Origin of the sequence: Paenibacillus sp. VT-400 (assembly GCF_001029205.1) — a bacterium.
GTDB classification, from domain to species: Bacteria; Bacillota; Bacilli; order Paenibacillales; family Paenibacillaceae; genus Paenibacillus; species Paenibacillus amylolyticus.
The window spans coordinates 997,291-1,013,860 of the sequence record NZ_LELF01000067.1 but is presented as its reverse complement, the minus strand read 5'-3'; the positions used below and the strand labels follow the sequence as shown (position 1 = coordinate 1,013,860).

Genomic DNA, 16,570 nt, shown 5'->3' with positions numbered 1-16,570 from the left:
TATACCATAGTTATATGATTGCGTCAAGGTACACATTCCTTATCCATATACAAAAAGAATCCTGCTCCGCAGGCTCCGACATTCGGATCTGCATAACAGGATTCTTCTCATTCACATTTCGTTTTTAATTCACATACACTTAGACTTACTTTTTACATTTCCTTTGCCCTAAGGTGTACGTGTTTTTCTCTAACTGGAGGCAACAGTTTGCTCATGTTCACGGTACGTTTGATCTCCCACGTCTCCGGCTTGTCATGTTCATACTGTTCCAGGTAAAGGATGACTTCTTTCGTGATCGGTGTTGGTGTTGATGCACCCGAAGTAACCGCCACCTTATTTACACCTTTCAGCCATTCTTGCTGAATCTCGGAAACATCAGATACACGGTAGGCCGTAACACCCGCAATCTCCTCCGACACTTGTGCCAGACGGTTAGAGTTATTGCTGCGAGGATCACCCACCACGATAACCAGGTCCGATTGACCTGCCTGTTCCGCTACAGCTTCCTGACGAACCTGAGTTGCAAGGCAAATCTCATTATGAATCTCTGCGCCCGGAAACTTCTCCAGCAGACGGCTCATAATGTGTTTGATATCCCACTGGCTCATCGTTGTCTGATTTGTAATAAGGATTTTGCCTGGAGATACGTTCAGCTCTTCGATCTCTTCTTCCTTCTCGATCAGATGAACGAGATCTGGTGCAACACCAACGGCACCTTCTGGTTCAGGGTGATTCCTTTTACCAATATAGATGATCTGATAACCTTCTGATGTCTTTTCGCGAATGAGATCATGTGTCTTGGTCACATCAGGGCATGTTGCATCCACTGTTGTCAATCCTTTGTCCCGTGCCAACTTGCGCACTTCAGGAGATACACCATGAGCTGTGAAAATAATCGTGCCACTCTCCACTTGGCTCAAAATATCCATCCGGTTCGGACCATCCAATGTAATAATACCTTCATCTTCAAAGGAATCCGTCACATGTTGGTTATGCACAATCATACCCAATATATAAATAGGTCGTGGTAAATCCAGATTGCGTGCCGCTTGACGCGCGAGCACCATCGCATCCACAACGCCGTAACAATATCCCCGCGGCGAAATTCGTAGTACTTCCACTTGGTTGCCACCCGCTTTCTTTCTCGGCAACGTTGCCGATGTAATTGCAGTCCTGTCTATTATACCTTTATTCGATAGGCGGAGCAAAGACAACCGGCAACCAGATAATAAAGGTGGTTCCTTCTCCACGTCTGGTCACAACCTCAACCGATCCATGGTGTTCCTCAATAATCCACTTCGCAATCGAAAGTCCCAGACCGATGCCCGGTGTAGCCCCGCGGGATTCATCTGCCCGATAGAAACGATCAAAGATGCACGGCACTTCGTCCCGATCCATCCCAATACCGGTGTCGCTAATGCGTAGTCCCACCTGGCCCTTGTATAATACGGCATCCAGCGTCACAGAGCCTTCAGGTGTGTATTTAAACGCATTTTCGATGAAAATAAACAGCATCTGTTGCAGATAGTCCTTGCTCCCATTCACATAAATGCCGTTCAGGATGGAAAAATCTCCTGGAAGCCAGTCTGCCTGACGATCCAGAAATTGTGCTCTGCGTGCTACTTCCTGTACGAGTATCTGCAGCGGGATCGGATTCAGTTCAATTTTCTGACCCGTATCCGCTCTCGCCAGCGATAACATGTCGCTGATCAGCCTGCTCATACGTTTTCCCTCGTCAGCCATGTCTTCAATGGCTTCCAGCGACATTTGTTTGACAGTCTCCTCATCCAGATTCGGTCGGTCGCTTCCTTCCTGATCCCACAGCTTCTTCAAGAAGTCTACGTTCCCGCGAATGGTGGTCAGCGGCGTACGCAGTTCATGCGATGCATCGGATACAAAGCGGCGCTGAGCAGCATTCGTCTCCTCCAAACCACGGAATGACAATTCTGTACGTTCAAGCATATTATTCACCGTTTCAATCAGACGCCCGATCTCATCCTTCGGCCCAGCATATTGAATACGTACACTTAAGTCATCTCCAGATTGAATCTGATTGGCGGCATCAATGACAGTCACGAGCGGACGCATCGACTTGCGAGCCAAGACGAGACCTGAGGTAATAGCCAATGCCATCGCTACCAGCCAGCCAAAAACCAAAATATTAAGCAACGCTTCCAGCAAGCGCTCCTGTGAACTTACATTCGCACCAACCTGAAGAATCCCACGTACTTCATTGGTTCCCTGAAGAGAAAGGGGAAGCTGATTCACCAGAAACGGTGTACCATCCACATAGATCTTGGATATGCCTCGCTTTTCAAGAATTTCATTGGCTTTTAATACCGGAAACTGAATCTCCAGTTTTTTCATATTGCCGGAAATTATGCCTGAGCGACTCTGATAATCCCAGAGTTGAATGTAAATTTGTGCCTCCTGAAGCTGGCTCTCTGTAAATGGGTCCAGATCCAACGACTGCGAAAGAGGATTTACACCAATTTGATCCGTAATCCGGGCACTTTTCACCTTTAATTGCTGTTCGACTTCCTGATAGGAATTAAAATAAACAAAGGCATAGATGACAACGCCCCAAAAAATAAGCACGGCGGCCAGAATACCAGAATACCATGCGGTTAGTCTTAACCGAATGGACATGTCAGGAGTCACCTCTCAGAATATAACCGGCTCCCCGGATGGTCTGGATTAGACGTTTGCCACCGTATTCTTCAGTCTTCTGTCTGAGCATGGCAATGTATACTTCAAGCACGTTAGACTCACCGCTGTAATCATAACCCCAGATTTTATCCATAATCAGATCACGGGACAGTACCCGTCTTGGATTTTGCATGAACAGATTCAACAGTTCGAATTCTTTGGCAGTCAGCTCCAGACGCTGCCCATCTCGCAATACTTCACGTGAGTCATTGTCCAAAATGATATCTTCATACATTAAGCGGTTGTCCGGCGTAGCCGCACTATCTGACTTGCGGCGCAGCAATGCACGGACACGTGCCAATAATTCTTCCAGCGCAAAAGGTTTTACAAGGTAGTCATCGGCTCCTGTGTCCAGTCCGGTCACCCGGCTCTGTACTTCATCCTTGGCCGTCAGCATCAGCACAGGCACTTTACTGCCTGCTTCTCTCAATCTGCGACATACCTCAAATCCGTCAATCTGCGGCATCATCACATCCAGCACAACGATGTCCGGCTCCTTGTCCATCAGTTTGCTGAGGCCTTCAGCTCCATTGGAAGCCGTCTGTACCTCATATCCTTCAAAAGCCAGCCCCCGGCGGAGCATGGATACAATTTTTTCGTCATCATCCACAATCAAAATAGTTGAGCGCATGGTGGTCTTTCTCCTTTATCCTAACGTTTTATCCCATTGTAACAGGCAGAAGCACAATCTGCATCTTCAAGTAGGCGTCTCCAATTCGTCCTGGTCCATTGTAACTCTGCTTCATCAGGGCAAAAAAACGGAAGGGCCTTCAAACCCTTCCGTTCTGTAAATCCTTACCTGATATTTATGGTTGCTGCTGTTGTGTATCTGTTGTTTGTGAAGTATCAAAATCATTTTTATTGCCGATTTTGATTTTCAGATCCATTTTCTTACCGTCACGCACCACGTTTAATGTCACTTCACTGCCGATTTTCTGTTTCTTGATGAAATCAATCAGGTCTTGACTTGTCGCATAAGGCGTACCGTTGGCACCTGTGATGATGTCATATGCACGAAGATCTGCTTGGTAAGCCGGTGATTGGAAGATCGTGCTGGCTACAACTGAACCTTCGGTAACGTCTGTTCCCATTTGTTTAGCAACTTCAGGCGTGAGAGCCATCAGAGACGCACCGATAAAGGGTACTGGCTCTTTGGGAACTTCTTTGTTCTCTTTAAGATATTTAACAGCTTCAGAAATGACGCTCGACGGGATTGCAAAACCAATACCCTGTGCATCTGCGCTTACTGCAACGTTCATTCCGATAACTTCCCCATTCAGGTTAAGCAACGGACCACCGGAGTTACCCGGATTAATCGAAGCATCGGTTTGCAGCAAATGGCTGTACTCACGTGTTTTTCCTGTTTCTTCATCTGGAATGCTGATCGTACGTTCTTTGGCACTCAGTACACCTGCTGTAACGGTGTGTTCGAATCCTTCAGGGTTACCAATAGCTACAAGCCATTCACCGACTTGAGTACTGTTGGAATCACCCAGTGGAGCTACAGGGAACGCATCGTCACCACTGTTTTTCTCAATTTTCAATACAGCCAAATCCAGATCAAAGCTGCTTCCCAGCAATTTAGCTTCATAAGGTTTGCTGTTGTTCTCCAGCGTTACCTGGATTACATCTGCACCCTGAACAACGTGTTGATTCGTCAGGATATATCCTTCTTTGTCAAAAATGAACCCGGAACCAATGCCCATAGGCACAAGCTGATTACCGCTTTGTGGTTGCTGGCTTTGGCCTTGATTGCCTTCCGTTCCGCCGCCATTACCAAAGAAGTATTGGTACAGCGGATCACTTGTATTGGATCCACCCTGACCCAATCCTGTACGTGAGGACTGCTTCGCGAGTGTTTCGATTTTGACGACAGCCGGACTTGTGCTTGTTACTACGGAAGACACATCTTCTTTGCCAGTTGGCAGTAACGACGCTGTGACATTGTTGCCTCCGCCTGTGTTTGTAGACGCTTCCTGTCCTGAACTTTGATTGTCCGTGTTCGTAAGTGCCGTCTCCGGTGTGAACATGTTTGTTCTGTCAGCTGTGTACATGAGAACGGTAATGACCAGCATCCCGGCAATAAAGGAAAATAGAAGTGATCTTACGGAAGAACGTGGCTTGCGGTTATTATAGTTCCAGTTGCCTTTGCCGCCATTCCCTTGATCTCCATCGTTACCTGAGCCGTTTCCGCCGCCTGCTGATGATCTTTTCGCTTGTTCGGTTGATTCACTATTATAGTAAGTAGGTACGGGTCTCACCGGATCAGGTTTTGTAATCTCTACATTTCCTTCTTCACGTTGATTATTGCTTCCCATGTGATTTGCTGTATCTTCCTGATTCACGGACTGAAAAGGTCCATAAGAATAATAATAGGAGGATTCGTCCGTTCCGGAAGAATTGCGGTTCTCCGTTTGTTTGGTTTCGTTTTCCTCGTCTTGACGGTTCGATCTATAGTTGCGTTCGTCCATGCCTCTCTACCTCCCAATCTCTTATTCCCAAGAGATATTCTTTAACTGTCCTTATTTTGTACTTTAAACCTTAACCGTACCTTAAAAACAATTAAAAAGGAGATAAAAGCACGTAAGAATAGACTCTTTTACCCGTCACGACAGCATTTTACCCTTTCGTTTTCACCCAACCCTGACGATGCGCATAGATGGCCAATTGTGTACGATCATCCATCTCACATTTCATCAGCAGGTTGCTCACATGTGTTTTGACGGTTTTGATACTGATATGTAATTCTTCTCCAATGTCTTTGTTGGTCTTTCCCTCTGCAATAAGCAGCAGCACTTCCTTCTCCCGTTCAGTCAGACCTGATTCACTCTCTCTCGCTGTACGTTGTCTGATTCCCCGGGTTAACGCCTGCGACACATCACCTGTCATAACAGGCATGCCTCTATAGGCCCCTTGCAGAGCATAGATCAGTTCTTCAGCAGAGACTGTCTTCAGTACATAACTTACCGCACCCGCTTCAATCGCTTGCACAACCAGATCATCCTCCAGGAAACTGGTAAGCATCACAATTTTCATCCCTGGAAATTCAGTCATGATGGCTTTTGTTGCTTCAGCACCATTCATTACAGGCATCATCAGATCCATTAGAATCAGGTCCGGCATTTCACTATCATTTAACTTACGTAACTGATCAAGCGCATCTTGCCCGTGGCCCGCTTCTCCCATCACATGAAAAGTAGGTTCCAGCATCAGATATGTTTTCAACCCCATGCGCACCATATCATGGTCATCCACAATCATCACGTTTACTTTACCACTCATTGCGTCTCCCCCTCTGGTTCACTCAGGAACGTTCGGGAATTTCGGGATCAATACCCGTACCGTCGTTCCCGCTCCCGGTTTCGATATAATCTGAACTTGCCCCCCAAGCTTCTCCGCCCGTTCACGCATGGTAGATAACCCGTATGAACCCGGACGCTCCGCTTGCTGTAAAAATCCCTGACCATCATCGCTGATGCTCATGCTGATCTGATGTTCACTCTCCCGTATGGACAGACTAACCACTCCAGCCTCTGCATGCTTCACGACATTGGCAACCGCCTCCTGAATAACAAGAAACAGCTGGTGCTCAATGGCATCCGAGATTCCGCCATCCAGTTCCAGCTCTTTCACACCTTTAAGACCATTCTGCCTGCAATAATCAGGAAACCAACTATCCAGTGCTGCGGTGAGGTCACGCCCTTCCAGCTCCACCGGTCGAAGTTGGGCAATCAATCCTCGCATCTGACGCTGTGCAATATGTGACATCTGGATCAACTGGTCCAGTACTTTACCACCATGTTCCGGATTCATCTCCAGCAGTCGCGGTAAAGACGAAGCCGACATATGCATGGCAAACAGCTGCTGGCTAACCGTGTCATGGAGGTCCCTTGCCATTCGTTTGCGCTCTTCAATCACAGCCCGCTCCGAGGCTTGCTCCTTCTCAATGACTTCCTGCTCACCGAGGCGCTGAAGCAGTCTCATCTTTTTCTCAATCGAATCCATCATGACATTGAACTCCTGATAGACACGACCAAACGAAGCGTCATCCGCTTCAGGCATGCGTACCGCCAGATTACCCTTGGATACTTTCAACATATTGAGATCTAGCAGGTCGATCTTGCGTTGGAGTCGTAATGCAGCGATATATCCGGTGATAACGGTGGCCAGCACAACAACGGCAACATAGGTCCATGCCCTCTGACGACCAGCCCCCATCAACACCTCTCCATACAATAGATAGAATCCGCCCAGTGTAATCAGACCAGTTAGCGCAAAATACATCATCAGTTCCCATTTATTGGCCTTGAGAATTGTTCGAATCATGCATTAACCCACCTTATTCACTTTGACGTCTCCGATAAACACACTTACAATAATCCGTACCTTTTTGCTAGCTTCATGGTAATGGGCAGTTTCAGCCTGGGCACTACTCAGGAATCCGCCGCGTTTCTGGTTCAACAGTGACATATCTCCAATGAAGGAATTTGTCGTCACCGTCACACCCAGATCCATATCTTCCGGAACAAATACTTTCACATCCCCAATAAATGAAGAAATGACAATCTTCGTCTCCCCATAAGGAATCTGTGCCTTCGTCAAATCAATTACAGTATCTCCGATAAAAGCCGAGATGTTCATTGGTTTCAACGAGAACACTTCCTGCCCCATGTACAGATCACCGATGAACGCCGATTTGTTAATGGTATTGCCATTGCCATAATCCCCATAACCATTTCCGTAGCCATCATCATAATGTTCTCCATATCCGGTATCGTTAGAGTTATACGATTGATGTTTCTTCTTATATTGATGCCCTTGTGATGATGAATCCGTTGATCCTGTGAAATGAGGGCCATGTGCATCGTTCTTCTGTTCCTGTTTTGGTTTGCCAAATGTTTTCTCGAACTGTTCGTCAAACGATGACGGCATCTCCAGATCCTCCGGAGCTAACGGTTTATAAGGTTGCTCAGGTGCTGGAGGTGGCTGCATCTTGTCATGATGTTTCCGATCACGACGTCGTGGCCCAATCAGTACAAACAATCCTCCGCCAATCAGCATAACTGGGATCAGATAACGAATGAACTCCCCCATGGAGTAATCAATCCATCCCAGGTTACGGGCAAGAAAGTAACCGCCGATCGCCAGTACAATTACGGGTCCAATAAAGGCGTAACCCCCGTTGCGACGAATCTCGGATATTCCTTTGACCCCCCACCAGATTAGAAATAACGGCCAATATGTTCTGAAAATATATCCTACATCAATGTCATATCCCAATTGTCTGAACAAGATCATCGCACCAATAGCAATAAGAGGTATGCCAACCCACCAGCGGTCACGTGTCGATCGTTTCATCGCTCATGTCTCCTTTGTCTGTATTATGTATCCAGTGTAACTCAGACAAGACAATGAGAACAGCGGCGGCAGGTGGAATTCATCTCGGTCTCGAGACTGAGATCAGAGGATATTAATGTAAAAAACTTCGCATATGTAAAACACCCCGGAGCTGCTGCTCCAGGGTGCTGAATCATCATTTGATTAATGAATCTTCAATTATTTTTTGTATTTTGATGCTTTGCCTTGACCTTGGCCAGTTTGGCCTGTGTTTTCTACACCGAACTCGGCATTGTATTTTTCATCAGGTGTTTGGAAATTATCTTGTACTTTGTTTTGAGCGGATTGCTTCACTTTTGCTGCTGCATTCTCTTCTCCAAACTCTGCATTGTACTTCTCGTTTGGCGTTTGGTACCCTTGTGATTTTTTAGCCACAACGAATCACCTCTCTCTTCATATTTACGATGCATTGCTGCACCGCGGGGTTCGTCCCCAGTCAGTATTATGTGGAGAGAGCACTTCAGTTATTCATGTGACCATGTGAAATTAAATGGCCTTGTCCAACCACGAATCCGGTACGGATTTGTACACATCGATTGCATCGGCCAACTCGCTGAGCATCTTTTCTGTGCATTTCCCAGCGCCTTGCCTGATCACCTGTACCTCCACATCTTTTTTGCCCCACTCTTTGTACACTTGCTTGGTTGTCGGGAAATACAGATCAATCTTATTACCTTTGATCGCCGAACCAGTATCTGCAACAATACCGTATCCATAGCCCGGAATATACAGAATGGAACCCATTGGGAACAACTTCGGATCAGCTGCAATCGTGGAAACTGTTTCTTTATCACGACGTACTTTGACACCAGAATACGTAATTCCGTATTGAGGATGTTTTGGTCCTTTTCCTGTAGACTCCACACCTGCCGTATATCCCGTTGCTGTAACCTTTTGTGTACCCAGGATTTGTTCTGAACGCGGAGCAAGCACAGGCATAGACGGATCTGCCACTTGTTTCTCAGGAAGCTCAGGTCTTGGAATGACCATTGGTTGTGGTGACCACAATAAAGCCATATACACCATGGTCGTCAGCTGGGCTTCATCGCTGTATTGATGGCTAACCTGTTCCGGAAATTCTTGATCAGGCTTGCTCGAAGTCTCAATAATCAGACCTTCACTTCTACTGTTGTGACTCTCCACATGCAGTACTGCACTTTCCTCTTCAAATGTATAGGCATCCGCATGATTCAGGTTAATCATCATCCCGGCGAACATCACACAGCCAACCAATAAACCCCGTATATGTTCCTTTTGAATTGAGAATTGCTTTTTCATTGTATAACCTCCCCCTCACTGCAAAGGTTTTCCAAAAAGCAATTAATCTATACTTTTTACTGCAAACACTACGAAAAACGCCTGAATAACATAGGTCAATCCCATGTTATCCAGGCGTTATTCAGAGTGATCAGCGCAAATTATACACTGGTTATCTGATAAATCATTTGTTCATTTATACCAAACGTGTTGCAATTTCTTCTTTCAATTGAGCGATTATTTCATCGACCGGTTTCATGCCAAGATCGCCTTCTCCACGCTTACGCACGGATACCGCTTCTGCATTACGCTCATTCTCACCAACAACAAACATATAAGGCATTTTCTCCAGCTGCGCCTCACGGATTTTATATCCAAGCTTCTCGTTCCGCAGATCGGCTTCAGCAGAGATTCCCGCACGTTTCAGTTTCGCTTCCACTTCACGCGCATAATCGTCGAAGTTTCCGGATACCGGGATCACTTTTGCCTGTACCGGAGACAACCACAATGGGAAAGCTCCTGCAAAGTTCTCCAGCAAGAATGCTGTGAAACGTTCCATTGTACTAATTACACCGCGGTGAATAACGACTGGACGATGTTTCTGTCCGTCATCTCCCACATATTCAAGTTCAAAGCGCTCAGGCAACAGGAAGTCCAGTTGAACTGTAGACAATGTCTCTTCTTTGCCCAGGGCTGTTTTGATCTGCACATCCAGCTTCGGACCGTAGAATGCCGCCTCACCTTCAGCTTCATAGAAAGGAAGGTCAAGTTCTTCCACAACTTCACGCAGCATGCGTTGGGACATTTCCCACATCTCGTCGTTCTGGAAGTATTTCTCGGTATCCTGCGGATCACGATAGGACAGACGGAAACGGTATTCGTTGATACCGAAATCCTTGTACACTGTTTGAATCAACTCGATAACACGAGCGAACTCTTCTTTGATCTGATCCGGGCGTGCAAAAATGTGTGAGTCGTTCAGTGTCATTGCACGTACACGATGCAGACCTGTTAATGCGCCCGACATTTCATAACGGTGCATCATACCAAGCTCGGCAATCCGGATTGGCAGATCACGGTAGCTGTGCATGCTGGACTTGTACACCATCATATGGTGAGGACAGTTCATTGGACGGAGAACAAGTTCCTCGTTATCCATAACCATTTTCGGGAACATATCTTCCTGGTAGTGCTCCCAGTGTCCAGATGTTTTGTACAATTCCACGTTACCCAGAACCGGTGTGTATACATGCTGGTATCCCAGGCTTTCTTCCAGATCCACAATATAACGCTCCAGAGTACGGCGCAGCTTCGCACCGTTAGGCAACCAGATTGGCAAGCCTTGACCGACCAGTTGGGAGAATGTGAACATTTCCAGCTCTTTACCCAACTTACGGTGATCCCGTTTTTTAGCTTCTTCGAGGAAGTGCAAATGCTCGTCCAGCTGTGCTTTTTTCACAAAAGCCGTACCATAGATACGTTGAAGCATTTTGTTTTTGCTATCTCCACGCCAGTAAGCACCCGCGACATTCATCAGTTTGAACACTTTGATTTTGCTAGTTGATGGTACGTGAGGGCCACGACACAAGTCGAAGAATTCACCTTGCTCATAAATCGTAATCACGCTGTCCGCTGGCAAATCACGAATCAACTCAAGTTTGTAAGGATCGCCCACTTCTTCGAACGTTTTGATCGCGTCCTCGCGGCTAACTTCCTTACGTACAATTGGCAAGTTCTCATTCACAATACGTTCCATTTCCTTCTCGATCTTTTGCAGATCTTCAGGATTGAGCGCATGTTCGAGGTCCATATCATAGTAGAAACCATCTTCAATGACAGGGCCGATACCGAGGCGCACCTCTTTGTTACCATATAAACGTTTCACTGCTTGAGCCATCAAGTGAGCTGTACTATGACGCATCACTTCAAGTCCTTCTGGTGAATCCAGCGTTACGATCTCCACCAATGCTCCCTCATGAAGTGTTGTGGACAAGTCCACCACGATACCATCCAGCTTGCCGGCTACGGCATTTTTGCGCAATCCGCTGCTAATTGAAGCGGCTACGTCCTCAATGCTGCTGCCATCCGCGTACTCACGTACCGAACCATCCGGTAATTTAATGTTCACTGCCATTTGTCTCATTCCTCCTGTTAATGTAACCTTTGTGTCCAGATATTTATGGACTGATTATCTATTGCTATTCCAGTCATTTTGCAAAGGAACGCAAAAAACACCCGTCCCGGCAAAGGGACGAGTGATATATACTCGTGGTTCCACCCTAATTCAGCTGATTCATCCATATTCGGAAATACAGCCCTCATTGGCATGACGATAACGGGCATGACCCGGCAGATCCTTACTCGCGGATAATCCCCATTAAAGGCGATATTCTAACTCCACTTTCAAAATTGCAGCTACAAAGGGGTAAACCATACGTGATATCCGGAGGAAATTTCAGCCAAGGTTCCTCTCTCTGCACCGATCTTGCGTGTGGTTGTTGTCTTTGTCAACGCTTTTGGTTCAATGGTTCACATGAAAAATTCATGGATCAACAGTTATTATAATTGCCGAGATCACTTGCGTCAAGACCTGTCAACAATCCTGAGCGCAGCACTTCGCATTCCGGGCAATGATGACATATTTGCACTTTGTCTTCAAAGATCTGGCATATGGTCGAGATGATTGGCAGATCCGGGGTGCGTGTATGGAGCATGACCTTCTCAGGAGAGATTGAGATGAGTGTACTTACAATCATATCTTCGATATCCATCTCCAGTTCCAGACCCGGCATTTCCACAACGACCTGTTCATCCTTTTGCACGGGTAACAGATTAAGTCCAGCATCCAGTACCTGAAACTCATGCATTCCCTTGTGTACAAGATGAACCAGAGGTACTTTGGCTTCTTGAAAAAACACAAAATATTTTAACAACCCCATAAACTCTTCATACTGCCGATCCATCCAGAACTCATCGAGTGCATACTCCACTAATTCCTGAAGCTCCTGCTTGTATGGCCGTATGCGGAAGTTGATAATGCCTTCAAGGTGAAAAAAGTGAACATCCTCCAGATCCTGCCGTAGTCCACTGGCTAACGTAGTACGGCGACGCTCCCGAAGTCCGGGCTGATCCAAATCACCATTTAATAGAAGTGGCATGCAGATTCGATTGACCTTCTCCACCTCATGCTCATCCATGACAGAACACGCCTTGGCGATCATATCCTCCACCATGCTCCGTTCTTGTGTCTCCATAATGAAGTCGGCGAGTCCAAGGGAGAGCAGATCACTGATCCGGGGAAGCCATTGCTGGAAGTCTTCGTGATTCTCATTCCCTCTGCACACCCAGGTTGCTCTTCCATCATTATGTTTGAAGGTGAGCCGAAATCCTCTTTTACTTATATGTAAACCTTTGGTTTTTTCCTTGACACAACGATAAAATTGATCCGCTTCCTCTTGCCGCGATACATCGGTCCATACAGCAAACAGTTCCACAAGAATCACTCCTTTCCTTCCTGTTCAAAGTATATGGCAAGGCCGATGGGGATATACGAAGCGGATTGATGGAAAGCGTGTCATGATTTCTCAGTATATTATAAAGAGGTTTGGAGTTAAGACAAAAATGTGTTATTATTTTAATAACAGTATATTTCACGGGAAAGGAGGGAAGCCAAAATGAGACAACAACCTAGAATACTCCACTACACTATCATTATCATTTTGTGCGTTTTCCAAGCCTTGTGCTTCCCTATTCCGATGCAGTCCGAATCTGCCGTTGGGGTGTCTGTAGAAGCAACTTCCAACAAGGAAGTGCTGTTGCAAATACCCGAATCCCAGCAGAAACCTGTCATTCGCAAATATCCACAAGTTATGTCCAAGCTGATTGCGGTTACGCATAATAAGCCTGTCTTTCTTGTCCTCGCATTGTTATTGATGCTGCGAATCCCTACAACGGGTCTGTCCTTTAAACCGTGGTATTGTCTGTTTAAACGCAGATTATTTCTGCTACCTATTAAGTTTACCAGCATGTATGTATCCCTCACCCCTATAGCACCAAAATACGTGAACGCTCTTCACTAGCCGTTACGACGTATTTACAGGTTGCTTTTGCATGAAGACACCTCTGTAATTAAAGACGGTGCGCTTGTGCATAACTTATAACCCTTTTAGCACACGTTAGATAAACCCATGTTTATGACAGTACCTATTTTTGTTGTACCCACACCGACAAATTCAAATCATATGGCTGTGTCAGGAATTTCTGGCTCTGTTTACCCGCATCTTTTGATGTTCCCTTGAGCAGCAGATTAATCATTTTCGGGAAATAAGCCTGTCTTCTGTGGCCAGCCCCTAATTATAAGGAGGCAACAATCCATGGATGTACGCGAAACAGACTTGCCGGGAATCGGCAAAAAATTTCAGATTGAAACAAGCAGCGGTGATAAAATTGTCATTATTATTCACGATGACGGTCGCCGGGAAATGTACCACTTCGAGTATGATGATCCCGATCAAAGCATCTCGATGATCACACTTGACGATTACGAAGCACGTCAGATCGCTGCTATTGTTGGCGGATTAACTTACAAGCCAAAACAGCTTGAAAATATTGAAGTAACGTTTGACGACCTGATTATCGAGTGGTACAAAATCGAACCATCCTTCGGAAGTATCGGTAAATCCATCGGTGAATTGGACGTACGTCAAAACTCTGGGGCAACGGTTATCGCCGTTGTAGAGAAAAATCACAAAAAACATATCAGCCCAGGTCCGGAGGTAGTTATCAGTGCAGAATCCACGGTGGTAGCCGTTGGCGAACGCAATCAGCAGAAACTGTTTAAATCCCTCCTCCTGACTGGAAGGGGGTAAATAGATGGATCATTTGATATTCGAAGTAGGTCTGGCCCTTGTGCTCATTGCAGCAGCCGGCCTTTTATCGGCAAAACTAAGATTTTCGGTCGTTCCATTTTATATTCTGATCGGGATGGCCGTTGGGCCACATGCCATGAAAATCTGGCATCTTGACTTCCGTTTTATTGAGAGTCAGCCTTTTATTGAATTTATGGGTCGGATCGGTATCCTGTTCCTTCTCTTCTACCTTGGACTTGAATTCTCGGTAGGTCGTTTAATTAAATCGGGTCGCTCCATTGCAGTAGGCGGCTCGATCTACATCGGCATTAACTTTACGCTGGGATTAATATTCGGTTTTGTGTCCGGTTTCCCAGTTGCAGAAGCACTTATTATCGCAGGTATAACTACCATCTCTTCCAGTGCCATTGTGGCCAAGGTACTCGTCGATTTGAAACGAACGGCCAATCCGGAAACAGAGATGATATTGGGTATTATTATGTTCGAAGATGTATTCCTCGCTGTATATATCTCGATCTTGTCCGGACTTGTGCTTAGTGATTCATCCTCCATCGGAGGCGTCATCATGTCCGCACTTATTGCCCTCGGATTCATGCTTATCGTGATTATCCTTGGACGCAAAGCAACACCGCTACTAAACAAATTGCTTAAAATTCGATCGAATGAACTATTCTCTCTCGTTGTATTTGGAGCCTTGTTCCTGGTAGCTGGTTTCTCTGAAACCATTCATGTTGCCGAAGCGATTGGTGCATTACTGGTTGGTCTGGTGCTTGCTGAAACAGAACATGCGAAACGGATTGAGCACTTGATTCTACCGTTCCGTGACTTCTTCGGAGCCATCTTCTTCTTCAGCTTTGGATTGTCCATTGATCCGTTGTCCTTGGGTGGCGATGCCGTATGGTTAGCTCTGATTGCAGTTGTTATTACATTGTTCGGTAACTTCCTGGCGGGTATGCTGGCCGGGCGCAGTGCAGGACTATCACCCAAAGCATCGGCGAATATTGGATTAACCATTGTGTCACGGGGTGAGTTTTCCATCATCTTGGCCAACATGGGTAAAGCCGGGGGACTGTTACCAATGATTCAACCGTTTGCCGCGCTGTATGTCCTAATTCTGGCCATTCTGGGTCCTTTATTAACCAAAGAGTCCAAACATGTATTCCGTTTATTGGATAAAATATTCAAGTTCAAAGATCCTCGGAAAAAGAAAGAAGAACCAAAGGTGCTGCAGAAAGAAGGATAACACCTATGTCTGTACAGAACAGACATACTAACGTACTTCGCGGCTCTTACGCCGATCTTTCTGTGACTAACCCAGGGAGAATGGCTCGAAAGCCGCACTAAGGAGGATGACCTATGAAAGCACCTCTGATATCGGCTAATCCGGTGCCAAACACCGCCAAGACCAGGATATCGTCTACCCGCCGCTGGTTAAACCTGTTTCTCGTTATTGCGGGCGGAATTCTGGCCTCCGTGGGACTTGAATTGTTCTTACACCCCAATAAGATTATTATTGGAGGCATTACAGGCATTTCCTCACTCTTCGCCCACTGGACCGAAATGAGGATTGGATTGTTCCTATTTTTATTCAATGTGCCGTTTATATTTCTGTCTTACAAGATTGTGCAGAAGAAATTTGTACTGGTTACTGTTCTAGGTCTGGTTGTCTTTTCGATCGGTGCCATTGTGCTTCATCCCATGCCGCCACTTGTAGAGCATCCGCTGGCTGCCGCCATGTTTGGCGGATTATGCCTCGGACTCGGAATTGGGCTCGTCGTACGGTATGGCGGGACACTGGATACGCTGGAAATCGGTGATCCGTCTTCCCGCCCACCTGAACGTGTATTTAGCGGAAAACGGATGCTTATCGAAAAAATAATCATGCTGCTTAACTTGTTGATACTGACAGCCGCTGGTGTTGTCTTTGGCTGGGACCAAGCGATGTATTCTGTAATCGCCTATCTTATTGCTTATGAAATGGTGTACATTGCGTTCAGGGGCTTCTCTTCCAAACGCAAAGTATGCATATTGACCACACAAAGCTCTCAAGTTGAAAAAGCTGTACGCAAACGGCTACGCCGTGAACCTGGAATTCTGGAAGCCACTTCTGACTCAACACAACTCGCGATGGCGGAAGGATGGATCAGGCAAATCCCGGGTGCACTTTATTATGAGGTACATGTGCTGGAGATGATCTGGTTAAAGTCCATTGTGCGTCACATTGATCCACATGCGGGTATTGTAACGAATCCGGAAAAATAAAAAAACGCTCTCTTCCCCTATGGATGGACAGTATTGTCCACCAAGGTCAGAGAGCGTTTTTTTTCTATTATTATAAT

At 46.1% G+C, this 16,570-nt stretch carries 15 protein-coding genes; 4 read left to right on the top strand and 11 right to left on the bottom strand.

All coding sequences use genetic code 11. From position 1 onward, the window contains the following. Nucleotides 1–152 precede the first annotated feature (152 nt). The 11 genes from EL84_RS15345 to EL84_RS15295 all read right to left on the bottom strand — a co-directional run bounded on the left by EL84_RS15345 (nt 153) and on the right by EL84_RS15295 (nt 12,857). Nucleotides 153–1,121 carry a 4-hydroxy-3-methylbut-2-enyl diphosphate reductase gene (locus EL84_RS15345; RefSeq protein ID WP_047842280.1) on the bottom strand — a complete coding sequence of 323 codons (969 nt, stop codon included), beginning with the start codon at nt 1,119–1,121 and terminating at the stop codon, nt 153–155. Nucleotides 1,122–1,188: 67 nt separating this feature from the next. After that, nucleotides 1,189–2,649 carry a sensor histidine kinase gene (locus tag EL84_RS15340; protein WP_047842279.1) on the bottom strand — a complete coding sequence of 487 codons (1,461 nt, stop codon included), beginning with the start codon at nt 2,647–2,649 and terminating at the stop codon, nt 1,189–1,191. Nucleotide 2,650: 1 nt separating this feature from the next. Further along, the gene (locus tag EL84_RS15335; RefSeq protein ID WP_047842278.1) at nt 2,651–3,340 is read right to left on the bottom strand and encodes a response regulator transcription factor; all 690 of its coding nucleotides are present in this window, start codon (nt 3,338–3,340) and stop codon (nt 2,651–2,653) included. 175 nt (nt 3,341–3,515) lie between these two features. After that, the gene (locus EL84_RS15330; protein WP_047842277.1) at nt 3,516–5,180 is read right to left on the bottom strand and encodes a S1C family serine protease; all 1,665 of its coding nucleotides are present in this window, start codon (nt 5,178–5,180) and stop codon (nt 3,516–3,518) included. 148 nt (nt 5,181–5,328) lie between these two features. Continuing rightward, nucleotides 5,329–5,991 carry a response regulator gene (locus EL84_RS15325; RefSeq protein WP_017689597.1) on the bottom strand — a complete coding sequence of 221 codons (663 nt, stop codon included), beginning with the start codon at nt 5,989–5,991 and terminating at the stop codon, nt 5,329–5,331. Nucleotides 5,992–6,009: 18 nt separating this feature from the next. Next, nucleotides 6,010–7,035 (bottom strand): HAMP domain-containing sensor histidine kinase, encoded by a 1,026-nt coding sequence (locus tag EL84_RS15320; protein WP_047842276.1) that lies wholly within the window; start codon nt 7,033–7,035, stop codon nt 6,010–6,012. A 3-nt stretch (nt 7,036–7,038) separates the two neighbouring features. Beyond that, nucleotides 7,039–8,067: a cell wall-active antibiotics response protein LiaF gene (gene liaF, locus EL84_RS15315; RefSeq protein WP_047842275.1), complete on the bottom strand. Its 1,029-nt coding sequence runs from the start codon at nt 8,065–8,067 to the stop codon at nt 7,039–7,041. A 198-nt stretch (nt 8,068–8,265) separates the two neighbouring features. Further along, nucleotides 8,266–8,481, bottom strand: a complete 216-nt coding sequence (locus EL84_RS15310; RefSeq protein ID WP_036610057.1) for a hypothetical protein — start codon at nt 8,479–8,481, stop codon at nt 8,266–8,268. A 111-nt stretch (nt 8,482–8,592) separates the two neighbouring features. Next, nucleotides 8,593–9,132: a 3D domain-containing protein gene (locus EL84_RS15305; RefSeq protein ID WP_081595013.1), complete on the bottom strand. Its 540-nt coding sequence runs from the start codon at nt 9,130–9,132 to the stop codon at nt 8,593–8,595. A 427-nt stretch (nt 9,133–9,559) separates the two neighbouring features. Then, entirely contained in the window at nt 9,560–11,497 is a 1,938-nt protein-coding gene (gene thrS, locus EL84_RS15300; RefSeq protein WP_036610058.1) for a threonine--tRNA ligase, read from the bottom strand. A 415-nt stretch (nt 11,498–11,912) separates the two neighbouring features. Further along, nucleotides 11,913–12,857 (bottom strand): putative sporulation protein YtxC, encoded by a 945-nt coding sequence (locus EL84_RS15295; protein WP_047844212.1) that lies wholly within the window; start codon nt 12,855–12,857, stop codon nt 11,913–11,915. 180 nt (nt 12,858–13,037) lie between these two features. Here EL84_RS15295 and EL84_RS30875 point away from each other — a divergent pair, with 180 nt between their 5' ends. The 4 genes from EL84_RS30875 to EL84_RS15275 all read left to right on the top strand — a co-directional run bounded on the left by EL84_RS30875 (nt 13,038) and on the right by EL84_RS15275 (nt 16,493). After that, a complete protein-coding gene (locus tag EL84_RS30875; RefSeq protein WP_051447154.1) occupies nt 13,038–13,442 on the top strand; it encodes a hypothetical protein in 405 nt (134 codons plus the stop codon). 294 nt (nt 13,443–13,736) lie between these two features. Then, a complete protein-coding gene (locus tag EL84_RS15285; RefSeq protein ID WP_036610059.1) occupies nt 13,737–14,231 on the top strand; it encodes a cation:proton antiporter regulatory subunit in 495 nt (164 codons plus the stop codon). 4 nt (nt 14,232–14,235) lie between these two features. Further along, nucleotides 14,236–15,474 carry a cation:proton antiporter gene (locus tag EL84_RS15280; RefSeq protein WP_036610060.1) on the top strand — a complete coding sequence of 413 codons (1,239 nt, stop codon included), beginning with the start codon at nt 14,236–14,238 and terminating at the stop codon, nt 15,472–15,474. Between the two features lie 113 nt (nt 15,475–15,587). Then, on the top strand, nt 15,588–16,493 hold the full coding sequence (locus EL84_RS15275) for a YitT family protein (RefSeq protein ID WP_051447155.1): 906 nt from the start codon (nt 15,588–15,590) through the stop codon (nt 16,491–16,493). The last annotated feature ends 77 nt before the right edge of the window (nt 16,494–16,570 follow it).

Excerpts from the sequence above, each read along its gene's own strand:
- EL84_RS15340 (WP_047842279.1), bottom strand. The coding sequence starts at position 2,649 with ATGTCCATTCGGTTAAGACTAACCGCATGGTATTCTGGTATTCTGGCC.
- EL84_RS15335 (WP_047842278.1), bottom strand. The coding sequence starts at position 3,340 with ATGCGCTCAACTATTTTGATTGTGGATGATGACGAAAAAATTGTATCC.
- EL84_RS15330 (WP_047842277.1), bottom strand. The coding sequence starts at position 5,180 with ATGGACGAACGCAACTATAGATCGAACCGTCAAGACGAGGAAAACGAA.
- EL84_RS15325 (WP_017689597.1), bottom strand. The coding sequence starts at position 5,991 with ATGAGTGGTAAAGTAAACGTGATGATTGTGGATGACCATGATATGGTG.
- EL84_RS15320 (WP_047842276.1), bottom strand. The coding sequence starts at position 7,035 with ATGATTCGAACAATTCTCAAGGCCAATAAATGGGAACTGATGATGTAT.
- liaF (WP_047842275.1), bottom strand. The coding sequence starts at position 8,067 with ATGAAACGATCGACACGTGACCGCTGGTGGGTTGGCATACCTCTTATT.
- EL84_RS15305 (WP_081595013.1), bottom strand. The coding sequence starts at position 9,132 with ATGGTGTATATGGCTTTATTGTGGTCACCACAACCAATGGTCATTCCA.
- thrS (WP_036610058.1), bottom strand. The coding sequence starts at position 11,497 with ATGGCAGTGAACATTAAATTACCGGATGGTTCGGTACGTGAGTACGCG.
- EL84_RS30875 (WP_051447154.1), top strand. The coding sequence starts at position 13,038 with ATGAGACAACAACCTAGAATACTCCACTACACTATCATTATCATTTTG.
- EL84_RS15285 (WP_036610059.1), top strand. The coding sequence starts at position 13,737 with ATGGATGTACGCGAAACAGACTTGCCGGGAATCGGCAAAAAATTTCAG.
- EL84_RS15280 (WP_036610060.1), top strand. The coding sequence starts at position 14,236 with ATGGATCATTTGATATTCGAAGTAGGTCTGGCCCTTGTGCTCATTGCA.
- EL84_RS15275 (WP_051447155.1), top strand. The coding sequence starts at position 15,588 with ATGAAAGCACCTCTGATATCGGCTAATCCGGTGCCAAACACCGCCAAG.